This is a genomic window from Streptomyces sp. CB02414 (assembly GCF_001905385.1).
GTDB lineage: Bacteria > Actinomycetota > Actinomycetes > Streptomycetales > Streptomycetaceae > Streptomyces.
In genome coordinates this window covers 149,221-165,541 of the sequence record NZ_LIPF01000008.1, presented here as the reverse complement: position 1 = coordinate 165,541, position 16,321 = coordinate 149,221, and the positions used below count along the sequence as shown (strand labels likewise).

At 70.7% G+C, this 16,321-nt stretch carries 15 protein-coding genes and 1 pseudogene; 7 read left to right on the top strand and 9 right to left on the bottom strand.

The window, feature by feature from the left end:
• Positions 1-310 precede the first annotated feature (310 nt).
• Complete coding sequence (locus tag AMK11_RS25965; RefSeq protein WP_073730699.1) at positions 311-1,267, top strand: LysR family transcriptional regulator; 957 nt, start codon at positions 311-313, stop codon at positions 1,265-1,267.
• On the opposite strand, the gene AMK11_RS25960 is transcribed toward AMK11_RS25965, so the two are convergent.
• The 3 genes from AMK11_RS25960 to AMK11_RS25950 all read right to left on the bottom strand — a co-directional run bounded on the left by AMK11_RS25960 (position 1,216) and on the right by AMK11_RS25950 (position 3,735).
• Positions 1,216-1,962 carry an SDR family oxidoreductase gene (locus tag AMK11_RS25960; RefSeq protein WP_073730477.1) on the bottom strand — a complete coding sequence of 249 codons (747 nt, stop codon included), beginning with the start codon at positions 1,960-1,962 and terminating at the stop codon, positions 1,216-1,218. The two genes, AMK11_RS25965 and AMK11_RS25960, sit on opposite strands and share 52 nt — an antisense overlap.
• 57 nt (positions 1,963-2,019) lie before the next feature.
• Complete coding sequence (locus tag AMK11_RS25955; protein ID WP_073730476.1) at positions 2,020-2,790, bottom strand: oxidoreductase; 771 nt, start codon at positions 2,788-2,790, stop codon at positions 2,020-2,022.
• 570 nt (positions 2,791-3,360) lie between these two features.
• Positions 3,361-3,735: a winged helix-turn-helix transcriptional regulator gene (locus AMK11_RS25950; protein WP_073730475.1), complete on the bottom strand. Its 375-nt coding sequence runs from the start codon at positions 3,733-3,735 to the stop codon at positions 3,361-3,363.
• Positions 3,736-3,810: 75 nt separating this feature from the next.
• Here AMK11_RS25950 and AMK11_RS25945 point away from each other — a divergent pair, with 75 nt between their 5' ends.
• The 3 genes and pseudogenes from AMK11_RS25945 to AMK11_RS25935 form a co-directional block, all read left to right on the top strand.
• Positions 3,811-4,221, top strand: coding sequence for a RidA family protein (locus tag AMK11_RS25945; RefSeq protein ID WP_073730698.1), 411 nt, complete (start codon positions 3,811-3,813; stop codon positions 4,219-4,221).
• A gap of 985 nt (positions 4,222-5,206) precedes the next feature.
• The gene (locus AMK11_RS25940) at positions 5,207-6,271 is read left to right on the top strand and encodes a lipoate--protein ligase family protein (RefSeq protein WP_073730474.1); all 1,065 of its coding nucleotides are present in this window, start codon (positions 5,207-5,209) and stop codon (positions 6,269-6,271) included.
• Between the two features lie 78 nt (positions 6,272-6,349).
• Positions 6,350-6,717 (top strand): annotated as a pseudogene (locus AMK11_RS25935) (lipoate--protein ligase family protein); the annotation flags it as partial.
• Here the strand turns inward: AMK11_RS25935 and AMK11_RS25930 are convergent.
• Both AMK11_RS25930 and AMK11_RS25925 read right to left on the bottom strand, forming a co-directional pair.
• On the bottom strand, positions 6,714-7,412 hold the full coding sequence (locus tag AMK11_RS25930) for a response regulator (RefSeq protein ID WP_073730473.1): 699 nt from the start codon (positions 7,410-7,412) through the stop codon (positions 6,714-6,716). The pseudogene AMK11_RS25935 and the gene AMK11_RS25930 sit on opposite strands and share 4 nt — an antisense overlap.
• Positions 7,409-8,530: a sensor histidine kinase gene (locus AMK11_RS25925; RefSeq protein WP_073730472.1), complete on the bottom strand. Its 1,122-nt coding sequence runs from the start codon at positions 8,528-8,530 to the stop codon at positions 7,409-7,411. Before AMK11_RS25925 ends, AMK11_RS25930 begins: the two co-directional genes overlap by 4 nt.
• A 167-nt stretch (positions 8,531-8,697) precedes the next feature.
• Here AMK11_RS25925 and AMK11_RS25920 point away from each other — a divergent pair, with 167 nt between their 5' ends.
• From AMK11_RS25920 to AMK11_RS25910, 3 genes are all read left to right on the top strand, one after another.
• A complete protein-coding gene (locus AMK11_RS25920) occupies positions 8,698-9,699 on the top strand; it encodes a carboxymuconolactone decarboxylase family protein (protein ID WP_073730471.1) in 1,002 nt (333 codons plus the stop codon).
• The gene (locus tag AMK11_RS25915; RefSeq protein ID WP_073730470.1) at positions 9,696-10,424 is read left to right on the top strand and encodes a class I SAM-dependent methyltransferase; all 729 of its coding nucleotides are present in this window, start codon (positions 9,696-9,698) and stop codon (positions 10,422-10,424) included. Before AMK11_RS25920 ends, AMK11_RS25915 begins: the two co-directional genes overlap by 4 nt.
• Positions 10,425-10,624: 200 nt before the next feature.
• Complete coding sequence (locus AMK11_RS25910; protein ID WP_073730697.1) at positions 10,625-11,287, top strand: hypothetical protein; 663 nt, start codon at positions 10,625-10,627, stop codon at positions 11,285-11,287.
• Here AMK11_RS25910 and AMK11_RS25905 read toward each other — a convergent pair.
• The 4 genes from AMK11_RS25905 to AMK11_RS25890 form a co-directional block, all read right to left on the bottom strand.
• Entirely contained in the window at positions 11,278-12,825 is a 1,548-nt protein-coding gene (locus tag AMK11_RS25905; RefSeq protein WP_073730469.1) for an NCS1 family nucleobase:cation symporter-1, read from the bottom strand. The genes AMK11_RS25910 and AMK11_RS25905 overlap by 10 nt on opposite strands.
• A gap of 108 nt (positions 12,826-12,933) precedes the next feature.
• Positions 12,934-13,956 carry a TIGR03842 family LLM class F420-dependent oxidoreductase gene (locus tag AMK11_RS25900; RefSeq protein WP_073730468.1) on the bottom strand — a complete coding sequence of 341 codons (1,023 nt, stop codon included), beginning with the start codon at positions 13,954-13,956 and terminating at the stop codon, positions 12,934-12,936.
• 11 nt (positions 13,957-13,967) lie between these two features.
• A complete protein-coding gene (gene hydA, locus AMK11_RS25895) occupies positions 13,968-15,371 on the bottom strand; it encodes a dihydropyrimidinase (RefSeq protein WP_073730467.1) in 1,404 nt (467 codons plus the stop codon).
• A gap of 33 nt (positions 15,372-15,404) precedes the next feature.
• Positions 15,405-16,247 carry a nitrilase-related carbon-nitrogen hydrolase gene (locus AMK11_RS25890; protein ID WP_073730466.1) on the bottom strand — a complete coding sequence of 281 codons (843 nt, stop codon included), beginning with the start codon at positions 16,245-16,247 and terminating at the stop codon, positions 15,405-15,407.
• Positions 16,248-16,321: the final 74 nt, after the last annotated feature.

Genomic DNA, 16,321 nt, shown 5'->3' with positions numbered 1-16,321 from the left:
TCCAGCCGGACCCTGGAGGCCCTGATGGTCACCGACGTAGCCCGTGCTTCGCCTGACTGGGCCACCGAGCCATCCTGTGCCGGGGCGCAGGAGCGGGAATACGGCCGGGGCGCGATCGCGTTGCCGCTTCCGCGGTGGACGATCGTCGGCGCACGTCGTCGAGGACGTAGTGGCTGTTCGGCGCCTTGACTGAGCTGCGCTGCGGCTCCCTAGCCAGCGGTGACGGTGGGGAGCGGGCTCGCCGGGCACCGTGCAGGACTCCAGGTACAACGCGGTGGGCCGTGGCCCGGCCCGGGGGAAGGCTTTGAAGGTGACCATTCGTCAGTTCGAGTACGCCCTGGCAGTGGCGGAGGCAGGCTCGGTCACGGCAGCGGCGGAGTCGCTGCGTGTTGCCCAGCCATCGGTGTCGCAGCAGATACGCGGCCTGGAGCGGGAACTCGGTGTGACGCTGTTCGCCCGTACGTCGGCCGGGCTGGTACCCACCACGGTCGGTCGCGCGTTCCTCCGGGACGCGGAGGCCGCAGTGAGGGCGGCACGGCGCGCGAGGGCGACAGCGCGGGCCGGTGCCGATGAGCTGGAGGGCGAACTGGTGGTCGCGGCACAGATGGGACTGGGCACGCGGCAGCTGCCGGGCGCCCTGAGCGCATTGCGTCGCCGTTTCCCGCGGTTGGAGATCACCGTGTTCGAGGAGGCGAATCCCGCGGAGCTGGAGCGGCTGGCCCGCCGGGGTGTGGTGGACCTCGGTCTGATGAGCGGACCCTGTGAGGACGGCCTGTACGAGGGCCACCACCTCGGCGACGAAGAGTTCGTCGTGGTGCTGGGCTCCGAGCAAGCGCGGCTCGCTGCGGACCGGGTCGAACTACGCGACGTAGCGCGGGAGCCGTGGATCAGGTTCGACCACGGCAGCGCGCTCGACGGCGTACTGCGGGACGTCCTGCGGGACAACGATCTTGCCCCGACCACGGTCGCCCGCGTCTCCCAGACGGCGACGGCGGTGCGCTGGGCCGCCCACGGACTGGGAGCGACCCTGGTGCCGGCGTCCGCGGTGCCTCCCGGGTTCGAGCACCTCACGCGTCCCGTCCTTCCCGCCGTTTCCATGCCCACCGTCGCTGCGGTCCGGCCCGGCGCGGGCCCTGCGGAAATGGCCCTGCTCGACTTTCTGCGTCAAGAGACCTGGCAATACACCGGCTTTTCCGATAACAGGTCAGGGCTTGCTTACAACTGGGTGGCGCCTCCGTCCACTACCAACTCGGCGCCCGTGGTGTAAGTAGCGTCGAATGCCAGGAACGCCACCGCCCTGGCGACTTCTTCCGGAGTCCCGAAACGGTGCATGGGGTTCGCCGCGACCCGTTCCGCCTTGAACTGATCCGCGGCCTCTTTGGTCATCGTGGTCTCCAGGATCCCCGTATCGACCGGGCCGGGGCTGACCGCGTTGACCCGGATTTCGCGCGGAAGGAGCTCGCGGGAGAGGCTGCGGGCCATGGAGCGCAGCGCCGCCTTCCCGGCCGCGTAGACGCTGGACTCGAGCAGGCCCATGACGTTCGCGACCGAGGTCGTCAGGACCACGCCGGCGCCCGTGCTCAGCAGCGGGGCGAGCTTCTGCACGGCGAAGAAGGCACCCTTGACGTTGATCGCGAACGATTCATCGAACATCTCCTCGGTCGTCGAAACGAATGGGGTGGGGATGGTGACACCCGCGTTGACGAACAGGGCGCCCACTGTTCCGAGTTCGTCCCGTACGTAAGCAGCCAGAGCGTCGAGGTCGGGTAGCGAGGCCACGTCGCTCCGGAAAGCCAGCGCGTTCTCGCCGAGGCGCTCCCTGGCGGCGTCGAGGGTGGTCTGGGAACGTCCGGTGATCACCACGCGCGCTCCGGCGTCCACCAGCAGCTTCGCCGTTGCGAAACCTATGCCACTGCTGCCGCCCGTGATCACTACGTTTTTGCCTCTGTACGTCTCGCTCATTTCAGGACCCCTACTTCTTCATTTCCTTGTCCGGTTCCTTTGCCTACTGCATCGGCGTCAGCCCACGGGGAACTCGCCGCCGTCCACCGTGAGGGTCCTTCCGGTCAGCCAGCTCGCCCGGACCGATGCAAGAAACAGCACCGCGTCCGCGATGTCGTCGGGCCGGCCATCACGCCCCAACGGAGGGGTGGTGTCGTCCTGGCCCGCCCCCTCGTCAAGACTCATCTGCTGTTCCCGCGTTGCCTCGCCGCCGGGTGTGGCGGTCCTGCCGGGAGACACCGCGTTGACCCGGACCCCGAACGGAGCCAGCTCCAGAGCCAGTCCCCTGCTGTAGTTCTGCAGCGCCGCTTTCGCCGCCGTGTAGTGCAAGAAGCCCGGCGCAGAGGTGGGAACGGCGGCCGAGGAGACGTGCACGACCGCACCCGAACGCCGTTCCCGCATCCCCGGAGTCAACAGCGAGTCCAGCCGCACCGACGCCAGGTAGTTCAGATCCAGCTGGTCCTGCCACTCCTCGTCGGGGATGGCCAAGGCGCTCCTGAAGGGACGCGCTCCACCCGCGTTGTTGACCAGAATGTCCACCCCGCCGAGGGCCTCCTGCGCGGCCTCGGCGACTGCCTTCACTCCGGCCTGCGTCCGCACATCGGCCTCCACGAAGGCGGCGCCCTCCGGCACCGTGCTCGCCCTCGACCTGGCGGTAGTGAGCACCTCGGCGCCCGCGTCCAGGAACTGGCGCACGACAGCCGCACCGATTCCGCGCGAACCGCCAGTGACCAAGACTCGCTTTCCTGCGAATTCTCGCGCCCTTGAATCAATATTGACTGTGGTCATTCCGCTTGCCCTCTCAAATACGAATCGGTCCGCTCGACTGCAAAAGGGAGGCAAGTACGAGGGCTCTGACTCCAGGAAACCACCACGTACGCATCTTGCCTCGTCGAGAGGTTTCACCGTAGAGCCGGAAAGGATTGGGAGGCAAAGACGAAAAATGAGCAGCTGCTATAGGAGTTACCTATAGGCAGGTCACCTGGAGGTGCGACTGGCCTCGCCGGGACGGAGGTCGGCGATCCGCCGGTTCGCTGGCTTGTCGAACTACTTCTTCCCGGCCTGACGTCTGGCCGTGTCGGTGATGCGCGCACATGCCGACGCCCTGGCCCAAGAAGACGCCCACCTCGCCGGTGCTCGATGAGTGCCGGCCTCGGCGGCGGGGTCGCTGGCAGGCATCCACGTCGCACAGACGCGCCGCCCGCGAGCGACTGGGCACTGCGCTCGGCCAGGCGGTGGTAGGGCAGCTGAATGGCGTCTTGGGCGGCACCCCTACGCCCGGCGACACCATCCCCAGGTCGTCTGTTCGAGAAGGAGAAAACAGCACGCCAGCCCCCCGGGGGGGGGGCCGGCAAAGCGTCAGAGGCCCGCTTCTTCTTCCCGCATGTCGAAGGCTGCGCGTGCGCCTGCGATGGCGGGCATGTTGTGCGAGGCCCATGCCAGCAGCACGTCGATGGGGTGTCGAAGGGTCTTACCGAGGGGCGTGATCCGGTACCTGACCGCCACGGGCCGGGTGGAGACGACCTCGCGCTCGATCACACCGTTGCGTTCGAGTCGCCGAAGCGTCGCGGTCAGCGACTTCTGTGTGACCTGAGGGATGGCCCGGCGCAGTTCGTTGAAGCGGCACGGGCGTTCGCACAGTTCGTTGAGGACGCTGAGCGACCACTTGTCCAGGACCTGGTCGAGCAGTTCACGGTGCGGGGCATCAATGCGGAGGTCGGCGTCGGTATCCATGGTGAAACCTGGTCTCGTTGAAGTGTCCTTCGTCTACTAGGTAGCTTACGGATACCTACTGTGGAGGAGAAGACCATGACTGTGCAGCACTTCACCCCGGACGGCATGCTGCAACCGACCCCGTACCACCACGTCGCCGTGGGCACCGGGACGAAGCACATCCACGTCAGCGGTCAGGTCGCCCGCCAGGCCGACGGGACTCCGGTCGCACCCGGCGATCTGGCCGGTCAGGTCGCACAGGCGCTGCGCAACACGTCCATCGGCCTGACGGGGGCGGGCGCGTCGTTCGCGGACGTGCTGCGCCTGACGTTCTACGTGACTCGGTGGAGCCCGGAGAAGATCGGCGACTTCATGGCAGGAGTCGAGTCGGTTGCCGACGAGATCGGACTCAGCCTTCCCATGGCTCCGGCCTCCCTCATAGGCGTCGAGTACCTCTTCGAGCCGGATGTTCTCGTCGAGGTCGAAGCAACCGCGCTCCTCAGCTGAAGTCTCAGTCGGTTTCACCTCCCGAACTTCTGCCGGGATGGCGCGCCGTTGGCAGTGAGGCATGGCGGACTTCGATGTGGCACGTGTTCATCTGCCGTGGCGAGATCAGGCCCACGGCCTGCTGGTGGGGCAGCGGTGGTACGGATGGTGTCGCGTGTCGCTCATGTCCTCGCGGCGGCCGGGGTGGCGGGCCAGGGCTTGCCGGTTCGCCGGATGGCCGGCGCCGTGCTCGACACGGAGACGGCGTGAGGACGGCACCCTCACTGCCGCTCGCGCGTCTCCTCGTACCGCTCAGGCGCACTTATTGACGGGGTGCTGTGACGTCAACGCCCGGCCGCGAGGATCTCGGCCAGTGTGAGGCCCGGGGCGTGCCACTGTACGTCGGCCTCTCGAAGAGGACCGAACGGTGCCGGGCCTGTCATGAGAGGCCGACGAGGTCGGGCAACCGATTTGCCGTCACGAACGTGCCAGTCTGGGGCGAGGCCGGGGTTTCGTGGATGTCGTCGCGTCGTTCCCCGGCGGATGCCCAGGCGGCGGAAGCCGTGCCGCCGGGAGATCGTTCGCCAGCGCGTACACGCGCTGCGGCCGTTCCTCGGCACCGTGTTTGCTGTGTCGAGGTCGACGGCGACAGAGCGGAGCGAGCAGGCCCCGGAGCCACCCCGCCTCGCCGTCCCTGGGACTTTCCGCCGCCTAACGCGGCAAGCCGCCAGAGATCAGAAAGGGCCTCCGTCGCAGATCTGAGGCCCTTCCAAGGAGAAGCCGCAGTTGGCGGCAGACGCGTCGGGCTGTACGCCGGGTTCTGTTCCCCACGAAGAGGCAGCCGCCGGACAGCATGTCGGCATCCTTCCCTCTCCAGTTCCTTCGGGGCTACGCATCGCCCGCTGCGGACGAGCATTAAGGTGCAATCCGAAAGATGTACGCATCTGTCCGACCGCCAGAGCAGCAGGCTCAGGACACGTACAGCGCACTGGAAGGAAACGAAGCCGTGCATGGCGAGTACAAGGTGCCCGGCGGCAAGCTGGTCGTCGTGGATCTGGATGTCGAGGACGGTGTCCTGCGCAACGTGCGAGTCGCCGGGGACTTCTTCCTGGAGCCGGACGAAGCGATCCTCTCGATCAACACAGCCCTAGAGGGTTCATCCTCATCGACGGACGCCGCAGGGCTGGCCGCCCGGATCACGGCGGCGCTGCCGGAGTCGACCGTGATGCTCGGGCTGACAGCAGAGGGCGTCGGCATCGCCGTCCGGCGCGCTCTGGCCCACGCGACCGAGTGGAGCGACTACGACTGGCAGCTGGTGCACATGGAGCCGCAGGCACCGGCCCTGCACATGGCGCTGGACGAGGTGATCACCGCCGAGGTGGCCGCCGGGCGGCGGGCCCCGACCCTACGGGTATGGGAGTGGGCCTCGCCTTCCGTGGTGATCGGCAGCTTCCAGTCCCTGCGGAACGAGGTGGACCCCGAAGGGGCCGCGAAGCACGGGATGACCGTGGTGCGCCGCATTTCCGGTGGTGGGGCCATGTTCGTAGAGCCCATGAGTACGATCACGTACTCCCTGTCCGTGCCGGACTCCCTGGTCTCGGGCCTCTCCTTCGCAGACAGCTACGCCTACCTCGACGACTGGGTGCTCGGCGCACTCGGCGACATGGGCATCAAGGCCTGGTACCAACCCCTGAACGACATCGCCACCGAGGCCGGCAAGATCGCCGGTGCGGCCCAGAAGCGCGTGGTCGGCCCCGATGGCGGCCCTGGAGCCGTCCTCCATCACGTGACGATGTCCTACGACATCGACGCCGACAAGATGCTCGAGGTGCTCCGCATCGGCAAGGAGAAGATGTCCGACAAGGGCACCAGGAGCGCCAAGAAGCGTGTCGACCCGCTCCGTCGGCAGACGGGCCTCGCGCGGGAGCAGGTCATCGAGAACATGGTCGCCTCCTTCCGCAACCGCTACGGACTGACCACCGGCGAAGTCACGGCGGAAGAGATGGCCCGCGCCGAGGAACTGGTGCGGACGAAGTTCGCGACCGAGGAGTGGACCGCGCGCGTGCCGTGAACGCCGCGCCCTGCCGGGTGCCGACTCGCACCCGGCAGGGCGAGTAGGCCCTTGCCCGTGATCACGCCGGCTCGCCAGGGCCTCTCCTTCCAGGACAGCTACGCCTACCTCGACGACTGGGTGCTCGGCGCACTCGGCGACATGGGCATCAAGGCCTGGTACCAACCCCTGAACGACATCGCCACCGACCAGGGCAAGATCGCGGGCGCCGCGCAGAAGCGCGTGGTCGGGCCCGGGGGCGGCCCGGGCGCGCGAAGAAGCGGGTGGACCCGCTGCGCCGGCAGACCGGTCTGCCGCGCGAGGCCGTGATCGACCGCATGATCACCTCCTTCGGCGGCCGCTACGGGCTCACCCAGGGCAAGGTGACCGACGAGGAGCTGACCCGGGCGCGGGAGCTGGCGCGCGCCAAGTTCGGTTCCGCGGAGTGGACCGCGCGGGTGCCCTAGGGGGTGTCGAAGGTGTGCGTCTGGCGTCGCCGCGCCTCCACCAGTCCCGACTCGTAGGCGAAGACCACCAGCTGTGCCCGGTCCCGGGCGCCCAGCTTGGTCATCGCCCGGCTGATGTGCGTCTTGGCGGTCAGCGGGCTGATCACCATGTGCGCGGCGATCTCCTCGTTGCTCAGTCCGCGTGCGGCGAGCGCGGTGACCTCGCGTTCGCGGCGGGTGAGGCCGTCCAGGCCGGGGGCGGTGGCCCGGTCCGGGGGACGGGCCACGAACTCGCCGATCAGGGTGCGGGTGACGGACGGGGAGAGCAGGGCCTCGCCGCGCGCCACCACCTCGATGGCCTGGAGCAGGTCGGCCGGCTCGGTGTCCTTGAGGAGGAAGCCGCTCGCGCCCGCCCGCAGCGCCTCGAAGACGTACTCGTCCAGGCCGTAGTTGGTGAGGATGACCACGCGCACGGCGGCGAGGACGGGGTCGGAGGCGATGCGGCGGGTCGCCTCGATGCCCGACAACACCGGCATCTGCACGTCGACCAGCGCGATGTCGGGCACTTGGGCCCGCACCAGCGCCACCCCTTGCTCCCCGTCGGCGGCCTCGCCGACCACCTCGATGCCGTCCTCGGCGTCCAGCAGGGCCCGGAAACCGGCCCGCATCAGCGCCTGGTCGTCGACGAGCGCCACCCGCAGGATCTGCTCGCTCATCCCCGCTCCCCCAGCGGGAGCCGGGCCCGCACCGCGAATCCGCCCTCCGCGCGCGGGGCGGCGCGCAGGCTGCCGCCGAGGGCCGTGACGCGTTCGTCCATGCCGGTCAGGCCGGTGCCCGGCGCCGGCGGCCGGGCCGGGTCACCGGCGCCGTCGTCCTCCACGAGTATCGTCAACTCCCCCTCCTTCTCGGTGCCGTGGTCGATCCGCACCGTCACCTTAGCCGGTCCCGCGTGCCGTGCCGCGTTGGTCAGGGCCTCCTGGACGATGCGGTAGGCGGCCCGGTCGACGGTCTGCGGCAGCGGGCGTTCCGCACCGGTGACCGTGAGGTCGACGGCGAGGCCGGCCGCGCGGGCCCGCTCCACGAGCAGCGCCGGGGTACCGGCCGGCTCGTCGGCGCGCAGCACCTGGAGGGCGGAGCGCAGCTCGCGCATCGCCTCGCCGCTCGCCTCCTGGATGGCGAGCAGCGCGGGCGGTACCTCCTCGCCCCGTTTGCGCGCGAGGTGGACGGCGACGCCCGCCTGTAGCTTGACGATGGAGATGCTGTGGGTGAGCGAGTCGTGCAACTCCCGGGCGATGCGCAGGCGTTCCTCGCCGGCCCGGCGCAGGGCCGCCTCCTCCCGGGTGCGTTCCGCCTCCAGGGCGCGCTGCTCGGTCTGGCGCAGGTACGCCTGCCAGTTGCGGTCGGCGAGCCCGGTCACCACCGCGCACAGGAACCAGCCGGCCAGCAGCCCGGCCCGCTCAGCCACGTCCTGCGTCCCGGGCCCGGTCGCCACGTATCCCGCCAGGAACACCGCGCCGCCGGCCGCCGCGACGCCCCGGTGGCCGACCCGGGCCGCGGTGTGCACGGCGGCCAGGACGGGCAGTGCGGACAGCGGTCCGGGGTGGGCGTGCACCACGTACGCCGTGCCGAGCGCGGTGGCGACGGCCAGCACCGCGCGCGGGGCGGCGCGGTGGAAGGCGAGGGCCGCCGAGGCGAGGGCGACGAGCGCCTGGTCGAGGACGGTGGTGTCGTCGTCGAAGGCCGCGACGGTCATGCCGAGCGCGCCGACCACGACCGCGAGGATCGCGTCGGCGAGCCGGTCGCGACCGGTCCACGATGTCTGACGCCCACTCATGCCCGCACCATAGACGGGTTCGCCGACGGCCGCGTCGGCCCTGTGGACGGCTTGTGGACTACTCCCGGCGAAGTAGTGGCCGCCCGGGACGGGCTCCGGCGGCGCAGCGAGGACCGTCTCCGGCCGTACGACGACCGCGGGCGCCTCCGCGCCGCACTCTGCTGTCCATGCCCACCACCTTCCGTCACACCGAGCCCCTGCCCCCGAAAGCGGCCACCGGCCGCGTCGCGGAGCTCTACGAGCAGATGGCGCGGGACTTCGGCATCCCCGAACCCGCCCCCTTCGTGGTCCTCTCCTCCGCCCCCGCGCTCCTCGCTCCCGCCTGGGCGCTGATGCGCGAGTCCCTGCTCGCCGGCCCAGGCGACCGGACCGGCAAGGAGGTCGCCGCCTTCGGGGTGTCGCAGGCCAACGGGTGCCGGTTCTGCGTGGACGCGCACACGATGCTGCTGCACGCGACCGGCGACCACGACCTGGCCGAGCGGCTGGCCCGGGGCCGGGAGCCGGCCGACGGGCGGCACGCGCGCGTGCTGGACTGGGCGCGCCGCACCCGGGTTCCGGGCGCCGCGCGGGAGCCGTACCCGTTCCCGCGCGAGGAGGCGCCCGGCTATCTGGGCACCGCGCTGGCCTTCCACTTCATCAACCGGATCGTGTCGGCCCTGGTGACCGAGAGGCTGCTCCCGGCCGACGCGCAGCGGCTGCGTGCGGTGCGGAGTCTGGCGGGCCGGTCGCTGTCCCGCACCGTGCGCCGCCCGGCCGTGCCCGGCGCGTCCCTGCCCCTGCTCGACGACCCCGGCCCGGGACCGGCGTGGGCGGGGGACACGCCGGTCGGCCCCGCGTACGCGGCCCTGCGCACGGCCGCCACGATGGGCACGGGCCTCCTCGGAGCCGACGACCAGGCCCTCGTGCGCACGGTCGTGCGTGACTGGGACGGGTCGCATCCGCCCTTGGACCCGGACCCGTTCCCCGACCGCCGGGAGAGGCCCGGCGCCCGGCTGGCGCTGCTGGCCGCGCTCGCGCCGTCCCGGATCGCGGAGGCGGACGTCGCCGCGTGGCGCCGGCCCGAGCACACCGACCACTGCCTGGTGCACCTCGTGGCGTACGGCGCGTTCACCGCCGTGGACCGCGTCGAGACCGCCCTGACCGCACCCACCGTGGAGGAGACCTCATGACCTTCGTCGCCAACCCCTGCCGGGCCGAGGCCTGGAACGACCCCGTCGGCGCCCACCGGACGGCTCACCAGGACCGGTACGACGCGATGCCCGCCGGTGCGAACGACGCCCTGTTCGAGGCGGCGGCCATCGGCCCCGGCGACCGCGTCCTGGACGTCGGCTGCGGGGCCGGCGCCACGACCCGGACCGCGGCCCGGCTGGCCGCCCCCGGGCACGCGGTGGGCATCGACGTCTCCGCGCCGCTGCTGGAGCGGGCCCGCGTGAACACCGCCGCCGAGGGAATCGAGAACGCCTCCTACGTGTGCGCCGACGCGCGGGTGCACCCCTTCCCCGCCGGTGGGTACGACGTGGTCGTCAGCCGGGGCGGGGTGCTGTTCTTCGCCGACCACGCCGCCGCCTTCCGCGATCTCGCGCGGGCGCTGCGGCCGGGGGGCCGGCTCGCGTTCGTCTGCCCGCGGCCGCCGGGGCCGCACTGGGAGGACACGGAGCGCGTCCGGGAGGTCCTGGCCGGGTTCGAGGAGGTGACGGTCGAACCGGTCACGGTGGAGGCGGTCCGGGGCCGGGACGTGCCGGACCCCGTCGAGTTCCTGCTGTCGCCGTTGCCGGGCGGCGCGCTGCCCGCCTCGCGGCTGGCCGGCCCGGAGGAGGTGCTGCTCCCGTTCGCCGCGGGCAGGAGGCCGCGGACGCGGGCGGGCGTATGGCTGGTGACGGCCGTCCGGCCGTGACGACGGCCGCCGCGCGCCTTCACCCGGCCGGCACACAATCCACTCCGCCCGCACGCCTCGCCCCAGCCCGCCGGTACGTCTGCGTCACCGCCCGCGCACGCACCGAGTTCGCCCTTCCGCCGCACAGGGACTCGTGTGACACTGGCGTCCCGTCCGCAGTGCGGACCTCCCTCCGCACCATCCCCCACGAGAAGTGCGCCGTGCGTCCTCTTCCCCTGCCGTTCGCCCTGACCGCGCGTCTGGCGCCGGTCGCCGTGCTCGCCACGGCGGGCTGGGCCCTGTCCTCCGGGCCGGACACGACACCGGCCGCCAAGAACGAGACGCCGCCCGACACCACCAACCGGTCCGCCTCCGCCCCGGCGACCGAGGCGGTGACCCAGACGTACGCCGCCGCCCCGGCGCCCTGCGAGAGCCTGGCCGAGAAGACGGTCACCTCGCTGGTCCCGGGCGCCAAGGCGGCCGGCAAGGAGATCCCGTCGACGGACACCAAGGTCCGCCGCACCTGTTCCTGGAACGCGCTCAAGGGCTACGACTACCGCTGGCTCGACGTCTCCTTCGAGGTGATGAAGACGGACGAGGCGGCGCAGAAGTCGTACAAGGAGCGGGTCGCCGACCGGAGCGGCGGAGGCGCGGTGCCGGGGCTCGGCGACGAGGCCTACTCCGTCGTGAACCTCACCACCGAGGACGAGCAGCAGACGCGCGAGGGCACCGTGCTGGTCCGCGCCTCCAACGCCCTGGTGATGATCACGTACAACGGCAGTGACTTCGAGTCGAAGAAGGCGCCGAGTACGGAGACGATCAACAAGGGGGCCATCAAGGCGGCCAAGGAGGCGGTGGCCGCCCTGGAGGACGGTCAGGGCTGAGCAGCCTGGAGGGCCCCCTTGCCCGGACGCGTGGCGGGCAGCAGCATCAGCGCCAGGTACAGCACCATGGAGGTGCCGAGGCCCACCGCCCAGCCGTAGTCGGCCAGCGGTTCGAGGAAGGGCACGGGACGGCCGTCGACCAGCGGGTGGAAGTCGGCGCCGCCGATGGCCAGGACGCCGCCGGCCAGGAAGGCGACGACCGCCCGCCAGTTCCAGCCCCGGTCGTACCAGTAGCGTCCGCCGGTGCGGTACAGGTCCACGAGGTCGAGGCGGGCGCGGCGCAGCACCCAGTAGTCCGCGATGAGGATGCCGGCGACCGTGCCGAGCAGGCCGCCGACCAGGCCGAGCCAGGTGAAGATGTAGCCCTGCGGGTCGGAGTACAGCTTCCACGGGAAGATCAGCACGGCGAGGACACAGGTGACGATCGCGCCGGCCCGGAAACTGACCTTGCGCGGCGCGACGTTGGAGAAGTCGAAGGCCGGTGAGACCAGGTTGGCCGCGATGTTCACGGACAGGGTCGCCACCAGGACGGTGACGAGGGCGAAGAGCAGCCCCACGACGTTGTCCGTCTTCGCGGCGAGCTTCACCGGGTCCCAGATCGGCTCCCCGTAGACCGCCTGCGATCCGGAGGTGACCATCACGGAGAGGAAGGCGAACAGCGTCATCGTGGTCGGCAGGCCGAGGGCCTGGCCGCGGGTCTGGGCCTTCTGGCTCTTCCCGTAGCGGGTGAAGTCGGGGATGTTCAGGGACAGCGTGGACCAGAAGCCGATCATGCCCATGAGTGAGGGCCAGAACAGCTTCCAGAAGTCGCCGCCCCAGCCCAGCCGCGACGGCTGGTCGAAGAGCGGGCCGAAGCCGCCCGCCTTGTCGGCCATCCACCACAGCATCACGAAGGCGCCGACCAGGACGAAGGGCGCCGCCCAGTTCTCGAACCGGCGGATCGTCTCCATGCCCCGGTAGATGATGGCGACCTGGATCGCCCAGAAGATCGCGAACGACAGCCACATCGTCCAGGCGTAGCCGCCGAACGTCGCCGCGTTGGTCCAGCCGTCGCCGATCAGCTTGCCGGCCAGGAAGTAGATCGCCTCTCCGCCGATCCAGGTCTGGATGCCGAACCAGCCGCACGCCACCAGCGCCCGCACCACGGCGGGCAGGTTGGCGCCGCGGATGCCGAAGGAGGCACGGGCGAACACCGGGAAGGGGATGCCGTACTTGGGTCCCGCGTGCCCGGTGAGCAGCATCGGGACGAGCACGATCACGTTGGCCAGGGCGATGGTGAACACCGCCTGCTTCCAGTCCATGCCGACGGCGATCAGACCGGAGGCGAGAGTCCAGGAGGCCGTGTTGTGGGCCATGCCGACCCACAGGGCGGAGAAGTTGTAGGTGGTCCAGGTGCGCCCCTCGACGGGGACCGGCAGCAGGTCCTCGTTGGCGTAGGGGCCGCTCGGCGGCGGGGAGCCCGGGGCGAGCTCCACGCGCCCGTCGGGGAGGGTGACTTGGGCGGACGGCGGTATCGCCGTGGGCGCGGTGTCGGTCATGGGCAGGCCAATCGTGCGGTGGGACGGGAGAGGCCGTGCGTGCGGTGCCGAGGGGGGTGCGCGGGTGCGCCCTGGGCCCCTCCCCCGAGGGGAGAGGGAGGGGGTCGGTCAGGCGTTGACGGCCGGGATGATCCGCGTGCCGTAGGCGTCGATCACGGACTCCTGCGCGTCGTGCATGTCGTACAGCGCGAACTGGTCGACGCCGAGGGCGCGCAGGGCCTTGAGTTTCTCGATGTGCTTCTCGGCCGGTCCGACCAGGCAGAACCGGTCGACGATCTCGTCCGGCACGAACTGGGTGTCCGGGTTGCCGCTGCGCCCGTGGTGGGCGTAGTCGTAGCCCTCGCGGGACTTGATGTAGTCGGTGAGTTCGTCGGGGACCGCGCCGGTGTGGGCGCCGTACTTGTCGACGAGGTCGGCGACGTGGTTGCCGACCATGCCGCCGAACCAGCGGCACTGCTCGCGCGCGTGGGCCAGCGCCTCGGGCGAGTCGTCGGCGGTGACGTAGGCCGGGGCGGCGACGCAGATCGTCACCTCGTCCGGGTCGCGTCCGGCGGCGACGGCGGCGTCCTTGACCGCCTTGACCATGTACTGCGTGAGGTAGAGGTCGGCGAGCTGGAGGATGAAGCCGTCGGCCTCCTCACCGGTCATCTTCAGGGCCTTCGGGCCGTACGCCGCCATCCACACGGGGACTTCGGCGCCCGGCTTGATCCAGGGGAAGCGGACGACGGTGCCGCCGCCGAGGTCGGCCTCCTCGCCCTTGCCCAGCGCCCGGATGATTCCGATGGCCTCGCTCATGCGGGCGAGGGTGTTGGGCTTGCGTCCGGCGACGCGCATCGCGGAGTCGCCGCGTCCGATGCCGCAGACGGTGCGGTTGCCGAACATGTCGTTGAGGGTGGCGAAGGTGGAGGCGGTCACCTCCGGCGTGCGGGTGCTCGGGTTGGTGACCATCGGGCCGACCACGAGTTCCGAGGTCTGGGCCAGGATCTGGCTGTAGATCACGAACGGTTCCTGCCACAGCACGGCCGAGTCGAAGGTCCAGCCGTAGCGGAAGCCGTTGTGCTCCGCCCGCTTCATCAGGTCGACGACGCGGGAGGCCGGCGGGTCGGTCTGCAGGACGAGTCCGAAGTCCATGGGCACCGCTCCTAGTTCAGGTACTGACAGGTGGCGCGCGGGGTGTAGACGCCGTGGCCCTTGCGCCCGGTGTACTCCCGCTCGGTGACGACCGGTACGCCGCGCGAGAGCACGGTCTCCACCCGGCCGGTGATCCGCCTGCCCTCGTACGCCGAGTAGTCGACGTTCATGTGGTGGGTCTCGGCGGAGATGACCTGCTCGGCGTGCGGGTCGTAGACGACCACGTCGGCGTCGGCGCCGGGCGCGATGGTGCCCTTCTTCGGATACAGGCCGAACATGCGGGCCGGGGTGGCGCAGGCGATCTCGATCCAGCGGCGACGGCTGATGTGCCCGTCGACTACGGCCTGGTGCAGCAGGTCCATGCGGTTCTCGACGCCCGGCATCCCGTTGGGGATCTTGGAGAAGTCGCCGCGGCCCAGCTCCTTCTGCCCGGTGAAGCAGAAGGGGCAGTGGTCGGTGGAGACCACCTGGAGGTCGTTGGTGCGCAGGCCCCGCCACAGCGCCGCCTGGTGCTCCTTCGGCCTGAGCGGGGTGCTGCACACGTACTTGGCGCCCTCGAAGTCCGGCTCGGCGAGGTTGTCGGTGGACAGGAACAGGTACTGGGGACAGGTCTCGCCGAAGACGGGCAGCCCCTCGTCGCGGGCGCGGGTCAGCTCGGCCACCGCCTCCGTCGCCGAGACGTGCACGACGTACAGCGGCGCCCCGGCGACCTGCGCGAGCCGGATGGCGCGGTGCGTGGCCTCGGCCTCCAGCAGCGCCTTGCGGACCTCGCCGTGGTAGCGCGGGTCGGTCTCGCCTCGGGCGAGGGCCTGCTCCACGAGGACGTCGATCGCGATGCCGTTCTCGGCGTGCATCATGATCAGCCCGCCGTTGCCGGCGGCGCGCTGCATGGCCCGCAGGATCTGGCCGTCGTCGGAGTAGAAGACGCCCGGGTAGGCCATGAACTGCTTGAAGGAGGTCACCCCCTCCTCCACCAGCAGGTCCATCTCCTTGAGCGTCTTCTCGTTGACGTCGGAGACGATCATGTGGAAGGCGTAGTCGATCGCGCAGTTGCCCTCGGCCTTGGCGTGCCAGGCGTCCAGCCCGGAGCGCAGGGAGTGCCCGACGCTCTGGATGGCGAAGTCGACGATCGTCGTCGTCCCGCCCCAGGCGGCGGCCCGGGTGCCGGTCTCGAAGGTGTCGGCGGCGTAGGTGCCGCCGAAGGGCATCTCCATGTGGGTGTGGCCGTCGACGCCGCCCGGGATGACGTACTTGCCGCTCGCGTCGATGGTCCGCTCGGCCGTGAACGCCTCGGCGGCCGGGGTGCCGGTGGCGGCGAGGGCGGCGATGCGGCCGTCCTGGATCAGGACGTCGGCGTGGATCTCGTCGGACGCGGTGACGACGAGGCCACCGCGGATGACGGTACGGCTGCTCATGCTGCTCTTCCCTCCTGTCGGGGCCCCGCCCGGTCAGGGCGCGGTCAGCGGCGAGTACGCGCCGGGCGCCCGGTCGCGGTAGAACTGCCAGCGGTCGCGGACTTCGCGCAGCTTGCCCATGTCGAGGTCGCGGACGACAAGTTCGGTCTCCTTGTCGCTCGCCACCTCGCCGACGAACTGGGCCTCGGGGTCGACGAAGTACGAGGTGCCGTAGAAGTCGTTGTCGCCCAACTCCTCGACGCCCACGCGGTTGATGGCGCCGACGAAGTACTCGTTGGCGACGGCCGCCGCCGGCTGCTCCAGCTGCCACAGGTAGCCGGACAGGCCGCGCGAGGTGGCCGACGGGTTGAAGACGATCTCGGCGCCTTCCAGACCCAGCGCCCGCCAGCCCTCCGGGAAGTGCCGGTCGTAGCAGATGTAGACGCCGACCTTGCCGACGGCGGTGTCGAAGACCGGCCAGCCGGAGTTGCCGGGGCGGAAGTAGAACTTCTCCCAGAAGCCGCGCACCTGCGGGATGTGCGTCTTGCGGTACTTGCCGAGGTAGGAGCCGTCGGCGTCGATGACGGCGGCGGTGTTGTAGAGGACGCCGGGCTGCTCCTCCTCGTACATCGGGAGGACCAGGACGATGCCGTGCTCGCGGGCGAGCCGCCGGAAGCGCTCGACGATGGGGCCGTCGGGGACGCGTTCGGCGTAGGCGTAGAACTCGGGGTCCTGGACCTGGCAGAAGTACGGTCCGTAGAACAGTTCCTGGAAGCACAGCACTTGTGCGCCCTGGGCGGCGGCGTCGCGCACCGCCTGCTCGTGAACCTGGATCATGGATTCCTTGTCGCCCGTCCAGGCGGTCTGGAAGAGCGCGGCACGGATCACTCGGCTCATCTTCGGCCTCCACTCGCTCGGTGTACGGCGACATTAGGGGCGGCGGGCGGCGGGACTGAGTGGCACGGTGTCAC

What these genes read in the sequence shown, in the direction of transcription:
- AMK11_RS25960 (WP_073730477.1), bottom strand. Translation starts at nt 1,962, where the DNA reads ATGAGCGAGACGTACAGAGGCAAAAACGTAGTGATCACGGGCGGCAGC.
- AMK11_RS25955 (WP_073730476.1), bottom strand. Translation starts at nt 2,790, where the DNA reads ATGACCACAGTCAATATTGATTCAAGGGCGCGAGAATTCGCAGGAAAG.
- AMK11_RS25950 (WP_073730475.1), bottom strand. Translation starts at nt 3,735, where the DNA reads ATGGATACCGACGCCGACCTCCGCATTGATGCCCCGCACCGTGAACTG.
- AMK11_RS25945 (WP_073730698.1), top strand. Translation starts at nt 3,811, where the DNA reads ATGACTGTGCAGCACTTCACCCCGGACGGCATGCTGCAACCGACCCCG.
- AMK11_RS25930 (WP_073730473.1), bottom strand. Translation starts at nt 7,412, where the DNA reads ATGAGCGAGCAGATCCTGCGGGTGGCGCTCGTCGACGACCAGGCGCTG.
- AMK11_RS25925 (WP_073730472.1), bottom strand. Translation starts at nt 8,530, where the DNA reads ATGAGTGGGCGTCAGACATCGTGGACCGGTCGCGACCGGCTCGCCGAC.
- AMK11_RS25920 (WP_073730471.1), top strand. Translation starts at nt 8,698, where the DNA reads ATGCCCACCACCTTCCGTCACACCGAGCCCCTGCCCCCGAAAGCGGCC.
- AMK11_RS25915 (WP_073730470.1), top strand. Translation starts at nt 9,696, where the DNA reads ATGACCTTCGTCGCCAACCCCTGCCGGGCCGAGGCCTGGAACGACCCC.
- AMK11_RS25905 (WP_073730469.1), bottom strand. Translation starts at nt 12,825, where the DNA reads ATGACCGACACCGCGCCCACGGCGATACCGCCGTCCGCCCAAGTCACC.
- AMK11_RS25900 (WP_073730468.1), bottom strand. Translation starts at nt 13,956, where the DNA reads ATGGACTTCGGACTCGTCCTGCAGACCGACCCGCCGGCCTCCCGCGTC.
- hydA (WP_073730467.1), bottom strand. Translation starts at nt 15,371, where the DNA reads ATGAGCAGCCGTACCGTCATCCGCGGTGGCCTCGTCGTCACCGCGTCC.
- AMK11_RS25890 (WP_073730466.1), bottom strand. Translation starts at nt 16,247, where the DNA reads ATGAGCCGAGTGATCCGTGCCGCGCTCTTCCAGACCGCCTGGACGGGC.